A 21,725-nucleotide genomic window follows, 5' to 3' on the forward strand; every position below is an offset into this window, starting at 1 on the left:
GCTAGCAGATGTGAGCGGGCATTTCGGGATATGGGGCGTATAGCACTTTTGTGTATCCAAGGACGCGCGGGCGTTCACGTGCTTACGTGGCGGAAGGGGATCGGGGGAGGGAGGCCCTGTGGGTCTGATCACCGCTGTGGCGTGGGCGATCGCCGCGCTGGCCGGAGTGTACCTGCTCTACTTCTGGCTCTCCGGGGACGGGCTGCGCCGGGCCAAGGTCACCCGCTTCCCGGCCGCGCTGGTGTTCTCCCACCCGACGCTGGCCGTGTCGGCGCTGGTGTGCTGGGTGGGCGGGCTGGTCACGGGGAGCAGGGCGCTGGCGTGGGCCGCGTTCGGAGGGCTGGCGGTGGCCGCGCTGCTGGGGTTCACGATGTCCACGCGCTGGCTCGGGGCCGGGCGGCACACGACGTGCGGGCGCCGGTTCCCGGTGCTGGCGGTGACGCTGCACGGCCTGGCGGGGGTGGCGACGTTCGCGCTGATGCTGCTCACCGCGAGCGCGGCTGGCGCAGGACCTGGAGGGAACGGGCCGTGACGGCGACCAGGTCACCGGCCCGCCAGCCCTCGTCCACGAACGCGTCCTCCATCGTCTCGTGGCTGGTGTCGAGCACGGGCACCCATCCGGTGCCGCACTCCTCGCCCGGCAGCGTGAACGACATGTTCTCGTGGTGGGCGTTGATGAGCAGCAGGAACGAGTCGTCCACGATCCGCTCGCCGCGCGGCCCGGGCTCGGTGATGGCCTCGCCGTTGAGGTAGACCATGAGCGACTTGGCGTAGCCGATGTGCCAGTCGCTCGCCGTCATCTCCGAGCCGCCCGGGGTGAGCCAGACCAGGTCGCGCTTGCCGTCCTCGGGATGGCGGCCGTGGAAGAAGCGGCGGCGCTGGAAGACCGGGTGCTCGCGGCGCAGCTTCGACAGCGCCCTGACGAACTCCAGCAGCTCCGGCTCCGTGTGCAGCATCGACCAGTCGACCCAGGCCAGCTCGTTGTCCTGGCAGTAGGCGTTGTTGTTGCCGCGCTGGGTGCGGCCGAGCTCGTCGCCGTGGGAGAGCATGGGCACCCCCTGCGACAGGAACAGGGTGACCAGGAAGTTGCGGCGCTGGCGGTGGCGGAGCTGGACGATGCCGGGGTCCTCCACGGGGCCCTCGGCGCCGCAGTTCCAGGAGCGGTTGTCGTTGGTGCCGTCGCGGTTGTCCTCGCCGTTGGCCTCGTTGTGCTTGTGGTCGTACGAGACCAGGTCGCTGAGGGTGAAACCGTCGTGGCAGGTCACGAAGTTGATCGAGGCGACCGGGCGGCGGCCGGAGGACTCGTACAGGTCGGCGGAGCCGGTCAGGCGGGAGGCGAACTCGGGGAGCGCGGAATGCGTGCCTCTCCAGAAATCGCGCACGATGTCGCGATATTTGCCGTTCCACTCCGTCCACAAAGGCGGGAAATTCCCGACCTGGTAGCCGCCGGGCCCCACGTCCCACGGCTCGGCGATCAGCTTGACCTGCGAGATCACCGGATCCTGCTGGATCAGGTCGAAGAACGCGCTCAGCCGGTCGACGTCGTGCAGCTCCCTGGCCAGCGCCGAGGCCAGGTCGAACCGGAACCCGTCCACGTGCATGTCGAGCACCCAGTAACGCAGCGAGTCCATGATCAGCTGCAGCGCGTGCGGCGAGCGTACGTTGAGGGAGTTTCCGCACCCGGTGTAGTCGAGGTAGTAGCGCCGGTCGCCGTCGTGCAGCCGGTAGTAGGCGGCGTTGTCGATCCCCCGGAACCCCAGCGTGGGCCCCATGTGGTCGCCCTCGGCCGTGTGGTTGTAGACGACGTCGAGGATGACCTCGATGCCCGCCTCGTGCAGCGCCCGCACCATCGCCTTGAACTCCAGCACCTGCTGCCCCCGCGTCCCCGCACTGGAGTAGCCGCCGTGGGGAGCCAGGTAGGCCATGGTGTTGTAGCCCCAGTAGTTGGTCAGCCCGCGGGCGACCAGGAAGTGCTCGGGGATGTAGTGGTGGACCGGCATCAGCTCGACCGCCGTCACCCCCAGCGACAGCAGGTGATCGATGATCGCCGGATGCCCCACCCCCGCGTACGTGCCGCGCAGGTCGGGCGGCACGTCGGGGTGGCGCATGGTGAGCCCGCGCACGTGGGCCTCGTAGATCACGGTCTGGTGGTACGGGATGCGCGGCGGCCGGTCGTTGCCCCACTCGAAGAACGGGTTGATGACCACGTTCTTCGGCATGTAGGGGGCGCTGTCCTCGGTGTTGCGCCGGGTCGGATCGGTGAAGTAGTAGGGGAACAGCGCCTGGTTCCAGGTCAGCTCGCCGTCGATGGCCTTGGCGTAGGGGTCGAGGAGCAGCTTGGCCGGGTTGCACCGGTGGCCCTGCGACGGGTCGTGCGGGCCGTGGACGCGGTAGCCGTAGCGCTGGCCCGGCTGGATGCCCGGCAGGTAGCCGTGCCAGACGAACCCGTCGACCTCGGGCAGGTCGACCCGCTCCTCGGTGCCGTCGTCATGAAAAAGGCACAGCTCGACTCGCTCGGCGACCTCGGAGAACACCGCAAAGCTGGTGCCAACGCCATCCCAGGTGCCGCCGAGTGGATAGGGCTCGCCCGGCCAGACCTCGCGCATGTGGCCCAATTGTCGCACGCGAACACGCTCTTGGTCTCTCAATGCGCCGATCGCCCTCCGTACCGGGGTCTCCACGTGCCCGGCCTCCGGGCCGGGCAGGTCGCGGCGACCGTCAGAGCAGCTCGGCGTTGAGCGTGATCATGGTGCCCGTCAGGGCCTTGCTGACCGGGCAGTTGGCCTTGGCCGTCTCGGCGGCCTCCGCGAACTGCTCGGCCGAGATGCCGGGAACGTGGCCCTTCACCGTGAGCACGATGCCCGTGATGCCCTCACCCGGCTGGAACGTCACGTCGGCGCTGGTCTCCAGCGACTCCGGCGGGGTGCCGGCGCCGGCCAGCCCGTGCGAGAGCGCCATCGAGAAGCAGGAGGAGTGGGCGGCCGCGATGAGCTCCTCCGGGGACGTCTTGCCGCCGGCCTCCTGGGACCTGGACGCCCAGGAGACCTCGAACGTGCCCACGCCCGAGGTGTCGAGCGACACGGTGCCCGAACCGTTGAGCAGGTTGCCCTTCCACTGGGTGGTGGCGGTGCGAGTGGTGGCCATGACGTGCTCCCTCCGTATTGGTCCTCCGACCTTATCGCGCGCCGGCAAACTCCCTGCCTCTCGGTCATCCGGCTCTACTTTTCCGGCGAATAATGACATGCTCGGGTCGCGGCGCACCCGCCGCCTTCTGGTCCGGATTACACGGGAGTGTGGTGCCAGTGGAGGCACCGTACGACGACCGCCTGCTGCACCAGCGGGTGGTCGGCGGCGATGAGTCCGCGCTGGGCGAGGTCTACGATCGGCTCTCCTCGCTGATCTTCGGGCTCGCGCTGCGGGTCACCAGGGACCGGGTGATCGCCGAGGACATCACTCAGGAGGTGTTCCTGGTCTTCTGGGAGCGCCCCCTGTCCTACGACCCGGAGCGCGGCACCTTACGCGCCTGGCTCGCGACGATCGCGCACCGCCGCGCGGTCGACCACGTGCGCGCCGAGGAGCGGCGGCGGGTGTCGGCACTCGGACCCAGGCTGTTCGAGCGCGAACCTGACAGACTGGAGGACACGGTCCTGGCCTCGGACGAGGCCAAACGGGTGCGGCAGGCGGTGACCTCGCTGCCCGACGGCCTCCGGGAGGCGGTGGAGCTCGCCTACTTCGGCGGCAGGACCTATCGGCAGGTGAGCGAGGAGCTGGGCGTGCCCGAGGGCACGGCCAAATCGCGCATCCGGCTGGCGCTGAGACGCCTGGCGGACGCGCTTGCGGAGGAAGAGGTGTAATGGACCCCATCGAGCGCCTCTATCTGGACGCGATGATGGAGGACCCGGAGGTGCCGGCCCGTTCGTTGCGGCCCCAGCTCCTGGCCGGGGCCAGGGCCCGGCGCAGGCCCGCGGCCCCCACTGCGGCCTGGGCGGAGCCGTACGCGGGCCGGGTGGCCGCGATGGACGCGCTGCTGACCTCGGCCGTGGACGACGACTGGTCGCGCGTGATCGTCGAGGGCTGGACCCTCCAGGAGCTCGTCGCCCACCTGGCCGCCAAGGACGGCCTCCTGGCCGCCTCCGTCGGCGCCCCCGTGCTGGGGCCGCCCATGGGCGCGACCGATTCGACGGGACGTACGAGCGACGTTCAGGCGTACGAGCGCACCCGCAGCCCAGAGCAGACGAGAAGGGACTGGCGGGCCCAGGCCGACGCCCTCTGCCGCCACCTGGCCGACCTGCCGCCCACGACCCCGGCCACCCTGGACGGCATGGAGGTTCCGGTCCGCGACCAGCTCCTGGCGCGCTGCCTGGAGACCTGGATCCACACGGCCGACGCCGCCCGGACCGCCCGGCTGCGCCTGCCCGACCCCATCGCCGAGCACATCCACCCGACCGCCGACCTGTGTGCGCGCCTGCTGCCCTGGACGATGCTCCTGTCGGGCATGGACGGCTCCGGCCGCACCCTCCACCTCACGCTGACGGGCGCGGGCGGGGGCGAGTGGCAGGTGCCGCTGGGCGTGGAGGACACCCGGCCCGGCACGCCGGACGCCCACATCACGGCGGACGTGGTCGCGTTCTGCTTCCTGCTGGGCGGCCGGGGAGAGCCCGCCGAGTTCCCGGCCGAGCTGGCCGGCGACCTGCCGCTGGCCAGGGACGTCCTGACCGCGGCCCCGGCGCTTTCCGGCCCCTGACCGGCGGCGCTGTCCATTCTGGGGGAATTGGGCGGGAAATGCCCTGGGATATAGCGCGAGGTCCTTTAAGTAACTCGGAAAACCATCGTTTAATGACCCCGCCGGGTTTTGACAGGTTATTTGGGTTTACATAGTTAGGCGAGAATATTCACATGGGTACGTCTGCCCCTGTCTGAGTGCCTGCGGAGATAGTGGGCACTGGATTTCGGGCCGATCTACCCATGAACGGAAACGAATGCACGTGAACACTGAAAGTCGGCAATCGCGGACGCCTCGCCATGGGCGGGCCGCGACACTAACGCTGGCCGGCGCCATCGTCGGCTCCCTGCTCCTTCCCACGGGTCTGGCGGCCGCGGCGAGCGCGGTGCCGAGCAGCGCCGCGGGCGTCGGGGTCATCTCGAACGAGAAGCCGCCGCTCTGTGGGAAGCACTGCGGCCGTCGCGGATGGGGAGGCGGCTGCTGGCGCCCCTGGTGTGGCCCCTGGGGCTGGGGCGGCTGGGGACGTCGTCACCACCACCACCGTGATGACGACGAGATCATCCGCATCCGCACACCGCGCCGCGAGCACCACCGTCCGGTGCACCACACGCCGCCGACGGTGCAGACGCCTCCCGTCAAGGAGACGCCGGTCAAGCAGCCGATCAAGGACGACGACCAGTTCGAGGGCCCCGAAGAGACGGGCCAGGACGAGACGGGCCAGAACGACAGCTGGTGGCCCAACGGGGACGACTGGCGGGATATCTTCGGCAGCGAGAATTAACCGGTGAGCTGAAACAGCTCCCGTTTTCGGAGAACGGTCGATGACAAATGCCGTGGCCGGCGAAACGGCCACGGCATTTGCCGTAGGAGAGGAGGGTCCCCGTGATGGACGACGCGACGGGACTGGCGGGGCTGCTGTACGAGTTCGGGCTGCTCAAGCGCTACAAGCGGACCGGGTGGCTGGTGGCGGGCGTACGGGACCCGGAGAGCATCGCCGAGCACTCGTTCCGCGCGGCCGTCATAGCCGGCGTGATCGCGAGGCTTGAAGGGGCGAATCCGGAGCGGGCCGCGTTCATGAGCCTCTTCCACGACACCCAGGAGACCCGCATCACCGACATCCCGTACATCGGCAAGCGCTACCTCAAGGCGGCCTCCAACGAGGACGTCACCGCCGACCAGATGCGCGGCCTGCCCGCGGAGGTGGCGGACATGGTCGGCGACGCGGTGGGGGAGTACGAGGAGAAGGCCAGCCTCGAAGCCGTCTGCGCCCGGGACGCGGACAAGCTGGAATGCCTCATCCAGGCGGTCGAATACCGGGAGCAGGGGCACCAGAACGTCCAGGGCTGGATCGACAGCTCCCTGGACGCCTTGACGACCCCGACCGGGAAACGGCTGGCCGAGGAGGCCCTGCGCACCGGCACCCTGGAGTGGGTGACGCGCGTGCTCAACGGCGACTGAGCGCTCCCCCGGTCCGGCGGGAGGGTGCGGGTCAGCCGGTGATCGGCTGGGTGACGAGATCCCGCTCGTACTCGTCGTCGCTCTCCGCCAGCACCCGCTCCACCCCTTGAGAAGCGCGCTCGTCGCCGCGCGTCAGCAGCCCGCGCGTGGCCTCGGCCACCGTGCGCAGGTCGGCGTCGGCGAGGCGGGCGGCCAGGGCCTCACGGATGACGGGCGTGTCCTCGGACAGCCCGGCGAGCCCGGCGGTGGCCCAGTCGCGCACCTCCGTGTCCTCGTCCTCCGTCATCGCGATCAGCAGCGCCAGGCCCTCCTCGTGGCCCGGCGGCAGCACGTCGGCCAGCGCGATCGCGTCCGTCATCGTGCGCTTGTGCCCCGGACGCCCGATGACGTCCAGCACGTGCGGCAGCGCGCGGGCGTCCCCCTGGTGCCCGAGCGCGGCCAGGACCGACCGCAGCACCTGCGGGTTGCCTTCCGTGGTGACCATCTTCTGCAGCAGCGGCAGCGTGGTGTCGAGGTAGGGCTTCTCACCCTCCGCGAACCCGAACTGGGCGATCGCGTCGACCCCGAACTCCCGCTCCCTGGCGTCCTCGCTCCCGCACAGCCGGACCAGCGCCTCGTACGTCTCGTCGTCCGCCCGCCTGCCCAGCGAGTCGGCCACGATCCACCAGGTCTCGGCGTCCTCGTCGATGTCGCGGTGCGCCACGGCCCGCGCCACGAGCTGCTCCACCGGCGTGTACGTGCCCGTCGCGTCCTCCAGCAGGGTCGCGACGGCGGCGTGGCCGCGCTGCGCCTGCACCTGCTCGCTCTCCGAGCCGTCGGCCGCGCGTCCGGCCACCGTGACCAGCTCGGTGCCGTCCTTGGCGTACTGGCGGGCCACGACGTACTCCCAGCCCTCCTTCTCGATCTGGTCGAGCAGCGCGCTCTCCAGGTGCACGCCCACCCAGGAGGCGGCGATCTCGAGCGGCGTGTCGCCGTCGCCGTCGTACTTCTCGGCATCGGCGCCCGCTTCGAGCAGCACCTGCACCACGCCCAGCGCGCCGCGCCGGACGGCCAGCGTGAGCGGGGTGTCGCCGGACTCGTTGGCCGCGTCGACCTCCGCGCCCGCCTCGATCAACGCCTTGGCGGTGGCGGCGTGGCCGTTGGAGGCGGCCCAGTGCAGCGCCGTCCAGCCGCCCTCCTCCCGGCCGTTCACGTCGGCGCCGGCCGTCAGGAGCGCGCCGGCCACCTCCACGCGGTCCCAGGCGGCGGCCGCGCACAGCGGCAACCCCTCCTCACCTGGGCTGTTGGGATCGGCGCCGCCGGTGAGCAGCTTGCCCACGGTCTCGGTCTCGCCGTTCAACGCCGCGCGGTAGAGCTGTTCCTCATGCATGACAGGGACCCTAGCCTGGTCCGGCCGCGCCCCGGGCCAAGCCAGAGCCCCGTGTCATCGCTTGGTACGCGCCAAAGCGGCGTATAGGTTCAAACGCCTACAAGGGATGACATGTTTTCCTTCTCGGGGAGGAGTCGCATTCCGGGCAAGACGCGATATGTTGCGAGTATGACTGATCCCGGTGGGCTCCGCGCCTCGGACGCCGAGCGCGAGGCCGTCGTCGAGCAGCTGCGTGTCGCATCGGTGGAGGGCAGGCTGACGCTCGCCGAGCTGACCGACCGTACCGAGGCCGCCTATTCCGCGACCACGCACGCCGAGCTGGCCCTGCTCACCCAGGACCTGCCGGGGGGAGCCACGCCGGCGCCGGCGCCCGCCCCGGTGCCCGCGGGCAGGAAGCGGCGGTGGTTCGTGGGCTTCATGGGCGACTCCAAGCGGCGCGGGACCTGGCGGATCGACCAGGAGCTCGGCGCGGTCGCCGTGATGGGCGACGTGGTGCTCGACCTGCGCGAGGCCGAGGTGCGCACGGACATGGTGGACATCATGGCCGTCTCCGTGATGGGCGACGTCAAGATCATCGTCCCCGACGGCGTGAACGTGGACCTCGACGGCGTGGCCGTCATGGGCGACAAGCGGGTGGACGTCCTCCAGGCGGCCCCCGGCATGAACGTCCCGGTGGTGCGCGTGCGCGCGTACGCCGTGATGGGGGACGTCAAGGTGATCGGCGACTCGCGGGCGCAGCCGGTGCAGCGCGCGTTCGCGGCCTGGCGGGAGCACTGGCGGCGGCTGCACGGCGAGGACTGGCGGGCGCTGGGCCGGCAGATGCGGCAGGAGACCCGCGAGCTGAACCGGCAGGCCCGTGAGCTGGGCAGGCAGGCGCGCGGGGACCGCGGCGACCGGTGGGGCTACTGACCCCGGCTCAGCCGACCAGGGAGGACACCGGCTGCCGCTGGGCCGCCTCGTAACGCTCCAGGAGCACCTCCACCAGCTCCGGTGCCGGGCCGAGCACGTCCGACACGACCGCGGCCCCGGCCTCCAGGCTCGTCTGCCGTACCTTGTCCGCGAAGTAGCCGGGCGCCAGCAGGTACGGGGCGACGACGACCTTCGGCGCGCCCGCCCGCCTGAGCGCGGCCACGGCCTCGGCGGGCGACGGATCGGCGGCCGACGCGTAGCCGGCGGACACCGTCCACCAGCCGGAACGCCGCCACGCCCGCGCCTGCCCCGCGATCACCGCGTTGGCCCTGGCGTCGCTCGAACCCGCCGACACCAGCACGACCGCGGTCTCCGGGTCCCCGGCGCGCACGCCCGCCTCGGCCAGGCGCCGCTCCAGCGCCGTCAGCAGCAGCGGGTGCGGCCCCAGCGTGCTGCCGTAGTGCACGCGCAGGCGCGGCTCGCGCGCCCGGACCTCGTTCAGCGCCGCCGGCAGGTCCACCCGGCTGTGGTAGGCCTCGGTGAGCAGCAGCGGCAGCACAACGGCCTCCTGGAGGCCGCTCAGCGCCTGTCCCAGTGCGGGAGTGCAGTGGTCGAGGTACGCCACCCGTACGGGCACCTCAGGGCGCGCCAGGCGTACCCGGTCGAGCAGCGCGGCCACGGTGGCGGCGGCACGCGGATCTCGCGACCCGTGCGCCACCGCCACCAGTGGCACGCGGCCGGGGGCCGCCCCGCCTGCCAACGGGACGGGTCCCCTGCTGGGGATCACAGGTGAATGCCGCATTCGACCTTCCCCAGGCCCGCCCAGCGTCCGCTGCGCGGATCCTCTCCCTCCGCGACCTGCCGCGTGCACGGCGCGCAGCCGATCGAGGGGTAGTTGTCGTAGTGCAACGGGTTGATCAGCACCCCGTTGTCGGCGATGTAGTTGTCGACGTCCTCCTGGGTCCAGGCCGCGATCGGGTTGACCTTGACCATCTGCCGCTTGGCGTCCCACTCGACGACCTTGGAGCCGGCGCGGCTGGAGGACTCGTCGCGGCGGATGCCGGAGATCCACGCCAGGTACGGCTCCAGCGCCCGGTTGAGCGGCTCGACCTTGCGCAGGAAGCAGCACAGGTCGGGGTTGCGGCCGAACAGGCGCGGGCCGAGGTCGCGATCCTGCTCCTCGACCGTCCGCGACGGCTTGATGTCGATCACGTTGACGTCATAGACCTGGCGCACCGCGTCACGCGTGCCGATCGTCTCGGCGAAGTGGTAGCCGGTGTCGATGAACAGCACGTCCACGCCGGGCTTGACCCTGCTCACCAGGTCGATCAGGAGGGCGTCGCTCATCGAGGAGGTCAGGCACAGCCGGTCGCCGAACGTCGCCGCCGCCCAGCGGATGATCTCGCGGGCGGGGGCGCCCTCGAGGAACGTCGCGGCGGACTCGACGATGTCCTGCAGGTCAAGGGTGCCGCGCTGCTGTTTCAGGCCGACCTCGATGTCCACGAGCGTCATATCTTCACTCCGATCCCGAGAAACTTGAGCTTGAAGGCGCGGGCGCAGGCGCGGCAGTACCAGCCGCCGTCCCCCTCGTAGGGTTCGAGGTCCTCGTCGCCGCAGTACGGGCAGTGGAACGGGACCGCTCGCTCGCTCATTTGAGGTCCGCCTCGTCGGCCCGCTGCACCCAGTCGGCGAACGACTCGCCTTCCTTCTTCTGGGCGTCGTAGTGCTTGACGACGCGCTCCACGTAGTCGGGCAGCGCCTTGGCGGTGGTCTTGAGGCCGCGCACCTTGCGCCCGAAGCCGGCGTTGACGCCGAGGGAGCCGCCCAGGTGGATCTGGAAGCCCTCGACCTGGTCGCCGTTCTCGTCCACCACGAGCTGGCCCTTGAGGCCGATGTCGGCGACCTGGATGCGGGCGCAGGAGTTGGGGCAGCCGTTGACGTTGATCGTCAGCGGCTCCTCGAACGCCGGCAGCCGCCGCTCCAGCTCGTCGATCAGGTCGGCGGCCGCGGCCTTGGTCTCGACGATGGCCAGCTTGCAGTACTCGATGCCGGTGCAGGCCATCGTCTGGCGGCGGAACGTGGACGGCCGGACCCGCAGGTCGCTGGCCTCCAGCTCGGCCACGATCGAGTCGACCTGGTCGGGCGCGACGTCGAGGATGACCATCTTCTGCTCGACGGTCGTGCGGACCCGGCCGGAGCCGTGCCGCTCGGCGATGTCGGCGATCAGGTGCAGCCTGTCGCCGTCGAGCCGGCCCACCTTGGGCGCGAAGCCGACGTAGAAGTTGCCGTCCTTCTGCGGGAAGACGCCCACGTGGTCGCGGCGGCTGCCGCGCGGCAGCGCGGGGGCGGGCCCGTCGGGCAGCGGCTCCTTGAGGTACTCCTGTTCGAGAACTTCGCGGAACTTCTCGACTCCCCAGTCGTTGACCAGGAACTTGATGCGGGCCCGGTGCCGCAGCCGCCGGTAGCCGTAGTCGCGGAAGATCCCGACCACGCCCTCGAAGACGTCGACCGCCTGCTCCGGCCGGACGAACACGCCGATCCGCTTGCCCAGCATCGGGTTGGTCGACAGGCCGCCGCCCACCCACAGGTCGTAGCCGACCTCGCCCTGCTCGTTGACCACGCCGACGAACGCGATGTCGTTGATCTCGTGCACCGTGCAGTGGGCGGTGCAGCCGCTCAGCGCCGACTTGAACTTGCGGGGCAGGTTGGAGTACGCCGGGTTGCCCACGATCCGGTCCTGCACCTCGTGGATCTGCTCGGTCGCGTCGAGCACCTCGTCGGCGTCGATCCCGGCCAGCGGGCAGCCCAGGATCACGCGGGGGGTGTCGCCGCACGCCTCGGTGGTGGACAGGCCCACGGCCTCCAGGCGCTCCCAGATGTCCGGCACCGACTCGATCTCGATCCAGTGGAGCTGGATGTTCTGGCGGTCGGTCAGGTCGGCGGTGCCGCGGCCGTACTCGTTGGAGATGTCGGCGATCGTGCGCAGCTGGGCGAGGTCGAGCTGGCCGCCGTCGATGCGCACCCGCAGCATGAAGTAGCGGTCGTCGAGCTCCTCCGGCTCCAGGATGGCGGTCTTGCCGCCGTCGATGCCGGGCTTGCGCTGGGTGTAGAGGCCGTACCAGCGCATGCGGCCGCGCAGGTCGGCCGGGTCGATCGAGTCGAAGCCCCGCTTGGAGTAGATGTCGATGATGCGCTGGCGGACGTTGAGGCCGTCGTCGTTCTTCTTGTTCTCTTCGTTCTTGTTGAGCGGCTCACGGTAACCGAGAGCCCACTGGCCTTCGCCGCGCGGGCGTTTGTGGTGCCGGCTGGCAGGAGTGCGGCTGGCAGGGGTGCTCATTGCGCGTCCTTCGGTTCATGGGCGCGCGCAGGGTTCCTCCTGCCTCGTCATCGAGGGCAGGGGTGGAGAGGAGGTGTGCGACGCGCTCAGCGGTGAAAAGGATGGGGTTACAGGCGGGCGTCGCAACAGATGGCACTGCGGACACGCTGAAGGTCGACGTGGCGTCGACCGACGAGCATGGGGTCCGCTGGCATACCTAGAAGATACTCTGGCCGTCCCGTTTGTCCAAGACAGGGTCCAGAGTGTGGGACTGTCCAGCTCGCTCAGCCCTGGCTCTTCCAGCTGAGGTCGGGCTCATGGGGCTTCTCCTGGACCTGGTGCTGGCAATCGCACCAGGAGCCCCCGCGGCAGTCCTCGTGGCGTTTGTCCTTGCAGCTCTCACAGATCACATGACGATTATTCTCCTAGAACGTTGTTCGGGTTAGGCTGGCGGGCGTGGATCTCATGGCCGAGCTGCTCGACGACCTGCGTGCCGAGACCGCGTCCCTCGAAGCTCTGCTCGATCCGCTGAGGGACGAGGACTGGGAGCGGCCCACACCCGCCGAGGGCTGGGCGATCCGTGACCAGGTGAGCCATCTGGCCTGGTTCGACGAGGCCGCCGTGCGCGCGGCCACCGACCCCGGCGGCTTCCAGGCCTCGCCGGCGGGCTTCACGTCCGTGGACGACCTCACCCTTGAGTCGCGCGGAATGCCGCCGGCCGAGCTGCGCGCGTGGTTCCGCACGGCCCGCTCCCGCAGCCTGGAGGTCTTCGCGAGGCTGGACGCGCGCGAACGGGTGCCGTGGTTCGGCCCCGCCATGTCGGCCGCCTCCTTCGTGACCGCGCGGCTGATGGAGACGTGGGCGCACGGCCAGGACGTGGCCGACGCGCTCGGCGTCACCCGTGAGCCGACGGCCCGGCTGCGCCACGTGGCCATGATGGGCTTCCGCGCCCGGCCCTTCAGCTTCATCGCGCGCGGCCTGCCGGTGCCCGAGGAGACCGTACGCGCCGAGCTGGCCATGCCGGACGGGACCACGTGGACGGCGGGGCCCGAGGGAGCCGACGGCCTCGTCCGCGGCACCGTCCTCGACTTCTGCCTGGCCGTCACCCAGCGCGTCCACCTGTCCGACACCGCGCTGGAGCTGACCGGCGAGCCCGCGCGGGCCTGGATGGAGATCGCGCAGGCATTCGCCGGGCCGCCCGGCAAGGGGCGGGCGCCCAGGTCAGGGTGAAGTCAGGGTCTTGCCGGATGACGCGGGCGGACCGGCTGGTGAGATCCTTCAGGTATGCGCACGATTCTGAACGTCATCTGGCTGATCTTCGCGGGACTCTGGCTGGCCGCCGGCTACGCGCTGGCCGGGGTCATCTGCTGCATCCTGATCGTCACGATCCCGTTCGGCGTCGCGTCGTTCCGGATCGCGGCGTACGCGCTGTGGCCGTTCGGCAGGACCGTGGTGCGCGACCCCGACGCGGGCGCGTTCTCCCTGATCGGCAACGTCATCTGGTGCGTGGTCGCCGGCGTCTGGCTGGCCATCGGGCACGTCGTGACGTCGATCCCGCTGTTCCTGTCGATCATCGGCATCCCGATGGGCATCGCGAACCTCAAGCTCGTCCCCGTTTCCCTGCTTCCGCTGGGCGCACGCATCGTTGACAACGACTAGGGCAGGCAGACTCCGGGACGTAAGCTGTCCCGAAGAGTCACTGCGAATACCGTTGGGTGCCATGACGTCCACCGATGCGCCTCCCCGGCCGAAGAGAGGGCTCGTCTCCAACGCCAGGGCCAGGCTGAGCTGGGTGCTCGACACGAAGTCGTGGGCGATCGTCCGCGCGGCCACCAACGCCGGCGTCACCTACCGGGTCACCGGCCTGGCAGGTGAGGCGGCGTTCTTCGCGCTGCTGTCGCTGCCGCCGTTCGTGCTGGGCCTCATCGGCGTGCTGGCCAAGCTCGGCACCTGGCTGGGCTCCAGCGTGGTCGCTCAGGTCAAGGCGTGGGTGATCGCGCAGGCGGGGGTGCTGTTCACGGAAGAGGCCGTGAACAAGGTGATCAACCCGCTCCTCACCGACGTCCTCAGCGACGACGCCAGCAAGGTGTCGATCATCTCGGTCGGCTTCCTGCTGTCGCTCTGGTCCGGCTCCCGAGCTCTTTACGTGTACGTCGACCTCATCTCCGTGGCCTACGGGCTCGGCGAGGAGCGCGGCATCATCCGCACCAGGCTGATGTCGTTCGGCCTCTACGTCGTCGGCCTGATCATCGGCATCATCGTCATGCCGATCCTGGTCATCGGGCCGACCCTGCTCAGGGACGCCCTGCCCGCCCAGTACGGCGTCCTCATCGACATCCTCTACTGGCCGGTCGTGATCATCGGCTCGGTCCTGTTCCTGACCGTGCTCTACCACGTCAGCGTGCCGGTGCGGACCAAGTGGTACCGGGAGCTGCCCGGCGCGATCCTGGCGCTGTTCCTGTGGATCGTGTGCGCGGCGGTGCTGCGGGCCGTGCTGGCCGCCTGGTTCTCGCCCGTCTCCGTCTACGGGTCGCTGGCCGCGCCCATCGCCGTGCTCCTCTGGCTCTACATCACCGCCCTGGCCGTGCTCATCGGGGCCATCCTGAACGCCGAGGTGGACCGGCTCTGGCCGGGCGTCAGCCGTACCAAATAGAGTCCCCCCGATATGGAGGCGCAGCGGAGAGTCGGGCCGTACACCCTGGTGCGCAAGCTGGGCGAGGGCGGCATGGGCCTCGTCTACCTGGCCGAGGCCCCTGACGGACGGCGGGTCGCCGTGAAGACGATGCGGCCCGAGCTGGCCGCGCGGGAGGAGTTCAGGCGCAGGTTCGGCAAGGAAGCCGAGGCCGCGCGGCGGGTCGCCAGGTTCTGCACCGCGCCCGTGCTGGACGCCGGGTTCGACGGCGGCACCGCGTACCTGGTCACCGAATACGTCGAGGGCCCCGACCTGGCCGCCGTGGTCAGGCAGGCCCCGCTGACCGGCGCCAACCTGGAGGCGCTGGCCGTCGGCGTGGCCACCGCGCTGGCCGCCATCCACCAGGCCGGGGTCGTGCACCGCGATCTCAAACCGTCGAACGTGCTGCTCAGCCCGGTCGGGCCGCGCGTCATCGACTTCGGCATCGCCCAGCTCGCCGACACCGCCGGGGCGCCGGCCACGGTCGCGCGGAGCATGGGCACGCCCGCGTACATGTCGCCCGAGCAGGCCAAGGGCGAGCCGGCGACGCCGGCCGGCGACATCTTCTCCTGGGGCGCGCTCGTGGCCTATGCGGGAACGGGCCGGCCGCCGTTCGGCACCGGCGGGGTCGCGGAGGTCGTCTACCGGGTGATCAACCACGCGCCCGTGCTCGACGGGCTCGACGAGCGGATCAGGCCGCTGGTGGAGCGGGCGCTCGACAAGGACCCGGCCCGCCGTCCGACCGCCCAGCAGCTCATGGACCGGATGCTCGGCCGCGCCGAGGTGGCGGTGGACACGGCCACCAGGGTCGTCTCCGACACCTGGACGCCGGTCGTGCCCCAGAGCCCGGCCCCCGTGATGCCCTTATCCCCGACGCCCGGGACGCCCTCGCGCCCGACGCCCTCGCCCTCCACGCCCTTGCCCCCCACGCCCGGGATGTCTCCGTCCCCGGGGCTCACCGGCCCTCCGGCGGCCCCGAGGAAGCGGCCGTGGACGCCGATCGCCGTGGGCCTGCTCGCCGCCGCGCTCGGCGCGGCCGTCACGCTCGCCGTGGTGCGCCCGTGGGAGCCGCCGGGCAACGACGCCGGGACCCCGGCCGCCCGCAGTACCCTCCAGGCCGCGGGCAGCACGCTGAGCGTCCAGATCGACTCCCTGGCCCGCCAGGGCGGCACGGTGCGCCTGCAGTGGACGGTCAAGAACGTCGGCACCGAGAACGCGCCCCTGGCCGGCAAACTCGGCGGCGGCGCCCTCGACTCCACCGTCTCGCGGGTGAACCTCATCCCGCCCGGCGTCGGCCGGCCGATCTACCCCGCCTGGAAGGACAAGACCTGCGCGTGCACGGACCTGCCGATGGCGCCGTTCCCCGCGGGAGCGCAGCTCCGGATGTACGCGATCTTCGAGGGCGTGCCGCAGGACGCCGACCGGGTCGACGTCGATCTGGTGCTGCTCGGGGTCATCAGGAACGTGGCGGTCAGCTCATCGTGACACGACGGATGGGCCCCGTGACATCCGCTATCGTCTACCAGGAGACGCGACTGGCGCATTTTGGTGGGATCGACCACCGGGGAGCGAAAGGAGCGGAGGCCGTGCGCCTGGGTCTTCGCAATTGTCAACGATGACAGGAGAATCATGAGTTCTCTCGCGAGCGTCGACCCGCAGATCGCCGAGCTCATCAAGGCGGAAGAGCGCCGCCAGGCCGACACCGTCAAGCTCATCGCGTCCGAAAACTACGTGTCCAAGGCCGTGCTCGAGGCCACCGGCACCGTCCTCACCAACAAATACTCCGAGGGCTACGCGGGCAAGCGCTACTACGAGGGCCAGCAGGTCATCGACCAGATCGAGACCGTGGCCATCGAGCGGGCCAAGTCGCTGTTCGGCGTCAACCACGCCAACGTCCAGCCCTACTCCGGCTCGCCCGCCAACCTCGCCATCTACATGGCGTTCCTGCAGCCGGGCGACACCGTCATGGGCATGGGCCTGCCGTTCGGCGGCCACCTCACCCACGGCTGGTCCGTCTCCGCGACCGGCAAGTGGTTCAACCCGGTCCGCTACGGCGTACGCAAGGACACCGGCCGCATCGACCTCGACGAGGTGCGCCGGCTCGCCCTCGAGCACCGGCCGAAGCTGATCTTCTGTGGCGGCACCGCGATCCCGCGCACCATCGACTTCGAGGGCTTCGCCTCGATCGCCCGCGAGGTCGGGGCCGTGCTGGCCGCCGACATCGCCCACATCGCCGGCCTGGTGGCGGGCGGCGCGCACCCGTCCCCGGTGGGCCACGCCGACGTGATCTCCACGACCACGCACAAGACGCTGCGCGGGCCGCGCGGCGCCATGCTGATGGCCACGGCCGACGAGCACGCCACGGCGCTCAACAAGGCCGTCTTCCCCGGCCTGCAGGGCGGCCCCCACAACCACACCACCGCCGCCATCGCCGTCGCGCTCCACGAGGCCGCCCAGCCGTCGTTCCGCGACTACGCCCACCAGGTCGTCGCCAACGCCAGGACCCTGGCCGACGAGCTCGCCTCCCGCGGGTTCGACCTGGTCTCCGGCGGCACCGACAACCACCTGATCCTGCTCGACCTCACGCCCAAGGGCATCGGTGGCAAGCCCGCCGCCCAGGCGCTCGACCGGGCGGGGCTGGAGACCAACTACAACACGGTCCCCTTCGACCCCCGCAAGCCGTTCGACCCGTCGGGCATCCGTATCGGCACCCCGTCCGTCACCTCCCGGGGCATGGGCGAGGCCGAGATGCGCCAGATCGGCGCCTGGATGGACGAGGTCGTCACGGCCCTGGCCAAGGGGGACGCGGAGGACGTCATCACGCGCGTGCACCACGAGGTCAGCGAGCTCACCGCCCAGTTCCCGGCCCCGGGCCTGTAACCGATCCACCTCACGCCGGGCCCACCCGGCCGCTCCGGGCCGGCGTCTCCTCCGGGGCGACCATGTGCAGACGGCGGTGCCGGGGACGACTGCGGGCAGACGCGAACGCCCCGCCGCACGGGCTCCCGGAGTGCGGCGGGGCGTTCGGTGCGAGCGGGGCGGGCCGAAGTGCCCCGCTCGCGGTCGGCCGACCGGCGGCCCGGGGGACGTGGGCCGGATCGACCGGGAAGGCGTTCCAGGGGACGGGACCGAATCGTCCCCCGGAAGCCTCAGCCCAGGAACAGGTAGTCGGCCCCGTACGGGACCCGGGCCTCGGAGCCCGGCGTGCAGGCGCCGGACGGCGCGACGCCGCCGGTGGTGTTCAGGCGCAGGATCTGGGTGGCGTGCGCGAGGAGCCCGCTGTCCTTGCCCGCCTGGGTGGCGTCCAGCACGAGCTCGGGGATGTTGCCGTCGCCGTTGGGCGTCTTGGTGACGACCGCACCGCGCACCGCGCTCCCGTCTGGAGCTATCCACTGCGGCGGTCCGGCGGCGGGCGTCACGAACGAGTGGTCGATCCCGCGCCGCAGCTTGGCCGAGACGCCGAGCTGGGTGAAGGCGTACCCGCCGCTCGGCTGCGCCGTGCAGGAGTAGATCTGCGCGCCGCGCAGCACGTCGGCGGTGAGCGCGCGCGGGTGGGTGAACGGCCGGTCGGACAGCTGGCCGCGCACGGCGCCGCCGTCGAAGTCGGAGGTGTGCAGGTTCGCGTAGTAGCGGTCGGGGTGGGCGGCGATGCGCTTGACGACGCCGGCGGCGACCGGGGCCTCGCCCGCGACGCCGGTGAGGTTCTCCGGCAGGGCGCCCGCGAACAGGTCGGCGACCACTGGACCGTTCCCGCCTGCGGAACCCTTGTGCAGGTGGCCGTTGGTGACCGCGCCGAGGCCCGACCAGAAGGCCGTGTACGCGATGGACGAGCCGCCGGGACGCAGCCACCAGCCGGCCTGGCCGTCCTGGTCGCCGCGCTTCTTGCCGTCGTTCTCCGGCACCTCCTGCGCCCCGTCGGCGCGCGTGGAGAGCGTGGCCTGGTTGCTGCCCTGCAGCACGCCGTTGAGGTCGATCGGCTTGTTCAGCCGGTGGAACTGGCCGCGGACCGCGCCCTTGGGGTGGGCGGCGTCGTGCAGGTTGGCGTAGAAGCCGCCGGGGTTGTCGATGAGCGCCTTGACCAGGTCGTTGTCGGCCCTGACGGTGCCGGTGACGCCGAGCACGCCGGCGGGCAGCGGCTTGGTGAAGAACTCGAGCCTGACGTCCCCGTTGACGCCCTTCGCGCCCAGGTGGACGTGACCGGCGGTGGGCGTGCCGATCTTGTTCCAGCGGGCCGCGAACGTGACCTCGTTCCCGCTGATCCTGATCACGACCGTCGAGCGGCCGTCGGCGTCGCCCTTGACGCCCACCTCGTTGTCGCCGCGCAGGCCGGCGGCGAGATAGACGTCGTCACCGGAGGCGTTCGCCGGCGAAGCGGGGGAGGCGAGCAGGGCGGCGGCGAGCAGCGTGCCAGGAATCGCGAACTTTCGGATGAACATGGCTAAACCTCTTAAACGGTTTGATATTCCGGTTGGTACGGCAGGCAGTACGCGCCGGGTATCGGGGGAGGTTCAACCCGCGAATCCGTAATTTTGCACACAGGCCCGAAGGCATGAAAAAGCCCTCCCACCAGCGGCGGGAGGGCTTGGAGCGCCTGGCGGGTCAGGCGGTGATGGTGAGCAGGTTCTTGCCTGCCGAAGTGACCACCTCGAAATGATCGATGTCCTTCAGCGGCGTCGCGCTGCCGCCGTGCATGTAGAGCGGATCGGGCGAACCCGGCACTCCGTACCCGGCTGGAGGTACGGACCACCCGGTCATCACCCGGCGCTCACCCGACTTGCCGACCGAGACCAGCTCGCACTCGAGCGGCCCCTTCACCCCGGCCAGCTTGAGCGCGGCGTGCGTGCCCCAGGCCTTCGACTCGACCACCAGCCCGCCGGTGACCCCGTCGACGCCCTTCCCCTCGATGGGCGTGCCGTCGGCGAAGAACTGCTCGGCGGGGCCCATGTGGCTGCCGTGCCCCTGGGCGGCCATCGGGGGAGCGTCGCCGACGGAGAGCTGCGTGCCGACCGTCAGGCCGCCGGCCACCAGCGTGACCGCCGCCGCCATCCCGATCACGAACGTCCCCCTGCGGGTCTTCCTGTCCGTCCTCTTCTTGCGCTGGAGCAGGTCGATCACCGGTTCGGGGGACGGCGCCCCGTAGTCCTCCATCGGGCCGATCCCGCTCAGCACGCTGGCCATGCCGGACAGATCGGACAGCTCGGCGCGACAGGGGGCGCAGCCCAGGAGATGGGCCTCGAAGGCGTGCCTGTCGTCCTCCTCCAGCAGACCGAGCGCGTACGCGCCCACGTCTGTGTGCTCGACTCTCGAAGTCACGCCGTCACCCCCCTCTCCTCAAGTGCGATCCGCAGCGCGCGAACGGCGTAATAGACCCGGGACTTCACAGTGCCGACCGGGATGCCAAGCGCCTCGGCGGCGTCGTTGACCGACCGGTCTCGCAAGATCGTCTCGTTGAGGATCTCGCGGTGTGCCGGCGACAACGTCTTCAGTGCCTCTGACACGACCACCTGGTGCAGCAGGCCCTCCATCTCGTCAGGCACGGGCATCGTCTCCAGCGGCCCGTCACCCGACTCCCGAGGGCGGGCGTCCCGGCGCCGCCGGTCATCGATCACGATACGTCTGGCGACCGTCGCCAGCCAGGGCATCAGCGAGACCGACTCGGGATCGAGCTGCTCCGCACTGCGCCAAGCCCGGATCATGGTCTCCTGCACCACGTCTTCCGCCCACTGCCGATCGCCCGCCGTCAACCTGATCACGAAGGCCAGCAGCGGCCTGTGATACTCCCGGTAGAGCGCGGACACTGCCGCCTCGTCATTGGACACCCCGTCATTTGGCACCCCGTCATCCGGCCGTACGCGGCGGATCCAGTGTCGAAAACGCGGCTTCCCCATGGGGGCGGCTCCCTCGGCCGAGGGCGGGGGATAAGTGCTGGTGTGCATCATTCCCCTTTCTCGGGTCCGTCGGCAGGTGGTACGGCCAGCCGCCCAGGCAGGGTTCAACAGATCGCCATACTTAATCCGATTGCGTCCCTGCGGGAGAGGTGCGTAGAGTCTGCGGCAACTGATCGAGGAGGTGAGGACTATGCGGGTCATCGCGTTCCGTGTGCCCTTCGTCCACCTCCCCGGGCTCCGCTGAGCTGCCGGGTTTCCCTTCTCGATCAAAGGTTTCACTGCGTTGAATCACGATCTTTCCCTGCTCGGCTGGACCGCTCTCCGCGCCGCCGAGCTGCCCGCTGACACCGTCCCCGCCCGCGTGGCCCGCGTCGACCGCGGCGCCGCCGAGGTGATCGCGGCCGAGGGTCAGCTTCACGTCAAGTACGGCGCCCGCGTCCGCAGGGCGTCGGCCGCCGACCCGGTCGCGCTGCCGTGCGTGGGCGACTGGGTCGCGCTCAGGCTGCTCCCTGAGGGCCGCTACGAGCTCGATGAAGTCCTGCCGCGGACGACCGCGTTCATCAGGGGCGGCGTGAGCCGCGACTCGGTGGGCGGCCTGTCCGGCGACGGCCAGGGCCAGGTGCTCGCCGCGAACGTCGACGTCGTCTTCGTGGCCGAGCCGTCCATGCACTCCACGGACTTCGCCGACCTCGGCCGCATCGAGCGCCTCGTCGCGCTGGCCTGGGAGTCCGGCGGCACGCCCGTGGTGCTCATCACCAAGTCCGACCTGTTCGAGGACGGTCTCGACCAGTTGCTCGACGACGTCCGGGTGGCCGCGCCCGGCGTGGACGTGCACGCGGTCTCGTCCCTGCACGGAGACGGGGTCCCGCTGGTCGCCGGCTACCTGGAGGGCTCCCGTACGGCCGTGATCCTCGGCCCGTCGGGAGCCGGCAAGTCCACCCTGGTCAACGCGCTGGCCGGGGAGGTCGTCATGGAGACCCAGCAGGTGCGCGCCGCCGACGGGCGGGGCCGGCACACCACCGTGCACCGGGAGCTCATCCCGCTGTCCGGGGGTGGGCTGGTCATCGACACGCCCGGGATCCGGCGGATCGGCCTGTACGACATCGCCGACGGCGTCGACCTGGTCTTCTCCGACATCGAGGCGCTGGCCGGACTCTGCCGCTTCGGCGACTGCGGGCACTCCGGCGAGCCGGGCTGCGCGGTGCTGGCCGCCCTGGAGACCGGTGAGCTGCCGGAGCGGCGGCTGGACAGCTGGCGCAAGCTGCAGCGGGAGGCGGCCTGGATGGCTTCCAGGACCGATGCCCGCCTGCGCAAGGAGCAGCTGAACAAGTGGAAGCTCATCACCAAGGAGATGCGCCGCTCGGGCCGCGGCCGGCCCTAGCGGTCCGGCC

The 21,725-nt window shown here is 70.7% G+C and carries 23 protein-coding genes and 1 riboswitch; of the genes, 12 read left to right on the top strand and 11 right to left on the bottom strand.

The annotated features are described in order from the left end of the window. Positions 1 to 118 precede the first annotated feature (118 nt). A complete protein-coding gene (locus tag ACIHFD_RS02080; RefSeq protein ID WP_350722688.1) occupies positions 119 to 532 on the top strand; it encodes a hypothetical protein in 414 nt (137 codons plus the stop codon). On the opposite strand, the gene glgX is transcribed toward ACIHFD_RS02080, so the two are convergent. Next, on the bottom strand, positions 486 to 2,606 hold the full coding sequence (glgX, locus tag ACIHFD_RS02085) for a glycogen debranching protein GlgX (RefSeq protein ID WP_397365178.1): 2,121 nt from the start codon (positions 2,604 to 2,606) through the stop codon (positions 486 to 488). The two genes, ACIHFD_RS02080 and glgX, sit on opposite strands and share 47 nt — an antisense overlap. 112 nt (positions 2,607 to 2,718) lie before the next feature. Next, positions 2,719 to 3,144: an OsmC family protein gene (locus ACIHFD_RS02090; protein ID WP_397365179.1), complete on the bottom strand. Its 426-nt coding sequence runs from the start codon at positions 3,142 to 3,144 to the stop codon at positions 2,719 to 2,721. A 152-nt stretch (positions 3,145 to 3,296) separates the two neighbouring features. Between ACIHFD_RS02090 and ACIHFD_RS02095 the strand changes: the two genes are divergently transcribed. The 4 genes from ACIHFD_RS02095 (at position 3,297) to ACIHFD_RS02110 (ending at position 6,181) form a co-directional block, all read left to right on the top strand. Next, positions 3,297 to 3,854: a sigma-70 family RNA polymerase sigma factor gene (locus ACIHFD_RS02095; protein WP_350722683.1), complete on the top strand. Its 558-nt coding sequence runs from the start codon at positions 3,297 to 3,299 to the stop codon at positions 3,852 to 3,854. After that, entirely contained in the window at positions 3,854 to 4,744 is an 891-nt protein-coding gene (locus tag ACIHFD_RS02100; RefSeq protein ID WP_397365180.1) for a maleylpyruvate isomerase family mycothiol-dependent enzyme, read from the top strand. Before ACIHFD_RS02095 ends, ACIHFD_RS02100 begins: the two co-directional genes overlap by 1 nt. A 241-nt stretch (positions 4,745 to 4,985) precedes the next feature. Next, a complete protein-coding gene (locus ACIHFD_RS02105; protein WP_397365181.1) occupies positions 4,986 to 5,504 on the top strand; it encodes a hypothetical protein in 519 nt (172 codons plus the stop codon). Positions 5,505 to 5,608: 104 nt separating this feature from the next. After that, a complete protein-coding gene (locus tag ACIHFD_RS02110; RefSeq protein ID WP_357732042.1) occupies positions 5,609 to 6,181 on the top strand; it encodes an HD domain-containing protein in 573 nt (190 codons plus the stop codon). A 31-nt stretch (positions 6,182 to 6,212) separates the two neighbouring features. Here the strand turns inward: ACIHFD_RS02110 and ACIHFD_RS02115 are convergent, their stop codons facing one another. Further along, the gene (locus ACIHFD_RS02115) at positions 6,213 to 7,550 is read right to left on the bottom strand and encodes an ankyrin repeat domain-containing protein (RefSeq protein WP_397365182.1); all 1,338 of its coding nucleotides are present in this window, start codon (positions 7,548 to 7,550) and stop codon (positions 6,213 to 6,215) included. 168 nt (positions 7,551 to 7,718) lie between these two features. Between ACIHFD_RS02115 and ACIHFD_RS02120 the strand changes: the two genes are divergently transcribed. Beyond that, positions 7,719 to 8,459: a DUF1707 domain-containing protein gene (locus tag ACIHFD_RS02120; protein WP_397365183.1), complete on the top strand. Its 741-nt coding sequence runs from the start codon at positions 7,719 to 7,721 to the stop codon at positions 8,457 to 8,459. Positions 8,460 to 8,466: 7 nt separating this feature from the next. On the opposite strand, the gene ACIHFD_RS02125 is transcribed toward ACIHFD_RS02120, so the two are convergent. From ACIHFD_RS02125 to ACIHFD_RS02145, 5 genes are all read right to left on the bottom strand, one after another. Then, positions 8,467 to 9,261, bottom strand: coding sequence for a sirohydrochlorin chelatase (locus ACIHFD_RS02125; RefSeq protein WP_363965766.1), 795 nt, complete (start codon positions 9,259 to 9,261; stop codon positions 8,467 to 8,469). Further along, positions 9,243 to 9,971, bottom strand: coding sequence for a phosphoadenylyl-sulfate reductase (locus tag ACIHFD_RS02130; RefSeq protein ID WP_397365184.1), 729 nt, complete (start codon positions 9,969 to 9,971; stop codon positions 9,243 to 9,245). The genes ACIHFD_RS02125 and ACIHFD_RS02130 overlap by 19 nt, the downstream gene beginning before the upstream one ends. Further along, the gene (locus tag ACIHFD_RS02135; RefSeq protein WP_185077756.1) at positions 9,968 to 10,111 is read right to left on the bottom strand and encodes an Insertion element protein; all 144 of its coding nucleotides are present in this window, start codon (positions 10,109 to 10,111) and stop codon (positions 9,968 to 9,970) included. Before ACIHFD_RS02135 ends, ACIHFD_RS02130 begins: the two co-directional genes overlap by 4 nt. Next, the gene (locus ACIHFD_RS02140; RefSeq protein ID WP_397365185.1) at positions 10,108 to 11,796 is read right to left on the bottom strand and encodes a nitrite/sulfite reductase; all 1,689 of its coding nucleotides are present in this window, start codon (positions 11,794 to 11,796) and stop codon (positions 10,108 to 10,110) included. Before ACIHFD_RS02140 ends, ACIHFD_RS02135 begins: the two co-directional genes overlap by 4 nt. 107 nt (positions 11,797 to 11,903) lie before the next feature. Continuing rightward, on the bottom strand, positions 11,904 to 11,990 hold the full coding sequence (locus ACIHFD_RS02145) for a putative leader peptide (RefSeq protein WP_350723228.1): 87 nt from the start codon (positions 11,988 to 11,990) through the stop codon (positions 11,904 to 11,906). Positions 11,991 to 12,240: 250 nt separating this feature from the next. Here ACIHFD_RS02145 and ACIHFD_RS02150 point away from each other — a divergent pair, with 250 nt between their 5' ends. The 5 genes from ACIHFD_RS02150 to glyA all read left to right on the top strand — a co-directional run bounded on the left by ACIHFD_RS02150 (position 12,241) and on the right by glyA (position 17,326). Next, complete coding sequence (locus ACIHFD_RS02150) at positions 12,241 to 13,005, top strand: TIGR03084 family metal-binding protein (protein ID WP_397365468.1); 765 nt, start codon at positions 12,241 to 12,243, stop codon at positions 13,003 to 13,005. A 54-nt stretch (positions 13,006 to 13,059) separates the two neighbouring features. Next, positions 13,060 to 13,434 (top strand): YccF domain-containing protein, encoded by a 375-nt coding sequence (locus ACIHFD_RS02155; RefSeq protein ID WP_397365186.1) that lies wholly within the window; start codon positions 13,060 to 13,062, stop codon positions 13,432 to 13,434. 61 nt (positions 13,435 to 13,495) lie between these two features. Next, on the top strand, positions 13,496 to 14,428 hold the full coding sequence (locus ACIHFD_RS02160) for a YihY/virulence factor BrkB family protein (RefSeq protein WP_350722668.1): 933 nt from the start codon (positions 13,496 to 13,498) through the stop codon (positions 14,426 to 14,428). 12 nt (positions 14,429 to 14,440) lie between these two features. Beyond that, positions 14,441 to 15,931: a serine/threonine-protein kinase gene (locus tag ACIHFD_RS02165; RefSeq protein WP_397365187.1), complete on the top strand. Its 1,491-nt coding sequence runs from the start codon at positions 14,441 to 14,443 to the stop codon at positions 15,929 to 15,931. A 36-nt stretch (positions 15,932 to 15,967) separates the two neighbouring features. Next, a riboswitch (ZMP/ZTP riboswitch) is annotated at positions 15,968 to 16,051 on the top strand. Positions 16,052 to 16,075: 24 nt separating this feature from the next. Continuing rightward, the gene (gene glyA, locus ACIHFD_RS02170; protein ID WP_350722663.1) at positions 16,076 to 17,326 is read left to right on the top strand and encodes a serine hydroxymethyltransferase; all 1,251 of its coding nucleotides are present in this window, start codon (positions 16,076 to 16,078) and stop codon (positions 17,324 to 17,326) included. A gap of 269 nt (positions 17,327 to 17,595) precedes the next feature. Here the strand turns inward: glyA and ACIHFD_RS02175 are convergent, their stop codons facing one another. From ACIHFD_RS02175 to ACIHFD_RS02185, 3 genes are all read right to left on the bottom strand, one after another. Further along, positions 17,596 to 18,882 (bottom strand): CHRD domain-containing protein, encoded by a 1,287-nt coding sequence (locus tag ACIHFD_RS02175; RefSeq protein WP_397365188.1) that lies wholly within the window; start codon positions 18,880 to 18,882, stop codon positions 17,596 to 17,598. Positions 18,883 to 19,045: 163 nt separating this feature from the next. After that, on the bottom strand, positions 19,046 to 19,759 hold the full coding sequence (locus ACIHFD_RS02180; protein ID WP_397365189.1) for an anti-sigma factor family protein: 714 nt from the start codon (positions 19,757 to 19,759) through the stop codon (positions 19,046 to 19,048). Next, positions 19,756 to 20,334, bottom strand: a complete 579-nt coding sequence (locus tag ACIHFD_RS02185) for a sigma-70 family RNA polymerase sigma factor (protein ID WP_350722658.1) — start codon at positions 20,332 to 20,334, stop codon at positions 19,756 to 19,758. The genes ACIHFD_RS02180 and ACIHFD_RS02185 overlap by 4 nt, the downstream gene beginning before the upstream one ends. A 283-nt stretch (positions 20,335 to 20,617) precedes the next feature. On the opposite strand from ACIHFD_RS02185, the gene rsgA reads away from it, so the two are divergent. Further along, positions 20,618 to 21,715: a ribosome small subunit-dependent GTPase A gene (gene rsgA / locus ACIHFD_RS02190; RefSeq protein ID WP_350722656.1), complete on the top strand. Its 1,098-nt coding sequence runs from the start codon at positions 20,618 to 20,620 to the stop codon at positions 21,713 to 21,715. Positions 21,716 to 21,725: the final 10 nt, after the last annotated feature.

This window comes from Nonomuraea sp. NPDC051941 (assembly GCF_044593615.1).

Bases quoted from the DNA above. Each gene is read 5' to 3' on its own strand.
- ACIHFD_RS02100 (WP_397365180.1), top strand. From the start codon at position 3,854: ATGGACCCCATCGAGCGCCTCTATCTGGACGCGATGATGGAGGACCCG.
- ACIHFD_RS02150 (WP_397365468.1), top strand. From the start codon at position 12,241: ATGGCCGAGCTGCTCGACGACCTGCGTGCCGAGACCGCGTCCCTCGAA.
- ACIHFD_RS02140 (WP_397365185.1), bottom strand. From the start codon at position 11,796: ATGAGCACCCCTGCCAGCCGCACTCCTGCCAGCCGGCACCACAAACGC.
- ACIHFD_RS02155 (WP_397365186.1), top strand. From the start codon at position 13,060: ATGCGCACGATTCTGAACGTCATCTGGCTGATCTTCGCGGGACTCTGG.
- ACIHFD_RS02185 (WP_350722658.1), bottom strand. From the start codon at position 20,334: ATGGGGAAGCCGCGTTTTCGACACTGGATCCGCCGCGTACGGCCGGAT.
- glgX (WP_397365178.1), bottom strand. From the start codon at position 2,606: ATGCGCGAGGTCTGGCCGGGCGAGCCCTATCCACTCGGCGGCACCTGG.
- ACIHFD_RS02130 (WP_397365184.1), bottom strand. From the start codon at position 9,971: ATGACGCTCGTGGACATCGAGGTCGGCCTGAAACAGCAGCGCGGCACC.
- ACIHFD_RS02090 (WP_397365179.1), bottom strand. From the start codon at position 3,144: ATGGCCACCACTCGCACCGCCACCACCCAGTGGAAGGGCAACCTGCTC.
- glyA (WP_350722663.1), top strand. From the start codon at position 16,076: ATGAGTTCTCTCGCGAGCGTCGACCCGCAGATCGCCGAGCTCATCAAG.
- ACIHFD_RS02110 (WP_357732042.1), top strand. From the start codon at position 5,609: ATGGACGACGCGACGGGACTGGCGGGGCTGCTGTACGAGTTCGGGCTG.
- ACIHFD_RS02135 (WP_185077756.1), bottom strand. From the start codon at position 10,111: ATGAGCGAGCGAGCGGTCCCGTTCCACTGCCCGTACTGCGGCGACGAG.
- ACIHFD_RS02175 (WP_397365188.1), bottom strand. From the start codon at position 18,882: ATGTTCATCCGAAAGTTCGCGATTCCTGGCACGCTGCTCGCCGCCGCC.
- ACIHFD_RS02115 (WP_397365182.1), bottom strand. From the start codon at position 7,550: ATGCATGAGGAACAGCTCTACCGCGCGGCGTTGAACGGCGAGACCGAG.
- ACIHFD_RS02165 (WP_397365187.1), top strand. From the start codon at position 14,441: ATGGAGGCGCAGCGGAGAGTCGGGCCGTACACCCTGGTGCGCAAGCTG.
- ACIHFD_RS02120 (WP_397365183.1), top strand. From the start codon at position 7,719: ATGACTGATCCCGGTGGGCTCCGCGCCTCGGACGCCGAGCGCGAGGCC.
- ACIHFD_RS02160 (WP_350722668.1), top strand. From the start codon at position 13,496: ATGACGTCCACCGATGCGCCTCCCCGGCCGAAGAGAGGGCTCGTCTCC.
- ACIHFD_RS02145 (WP_350723228.1), bottom strand. From the start codon at position 11,990: ATGCCAGCGGACCCCATGCTCGTCGGTCGACGCCACGTCGACCTTCAG.
- ACIHFD_RS02125 (WP_363965766.1), bottom strand. From the start codon at position 9,261: ATGCGGCATTCACCTGTGATCCCCAGCAGGGGACCCGTCCCGTTGGCA.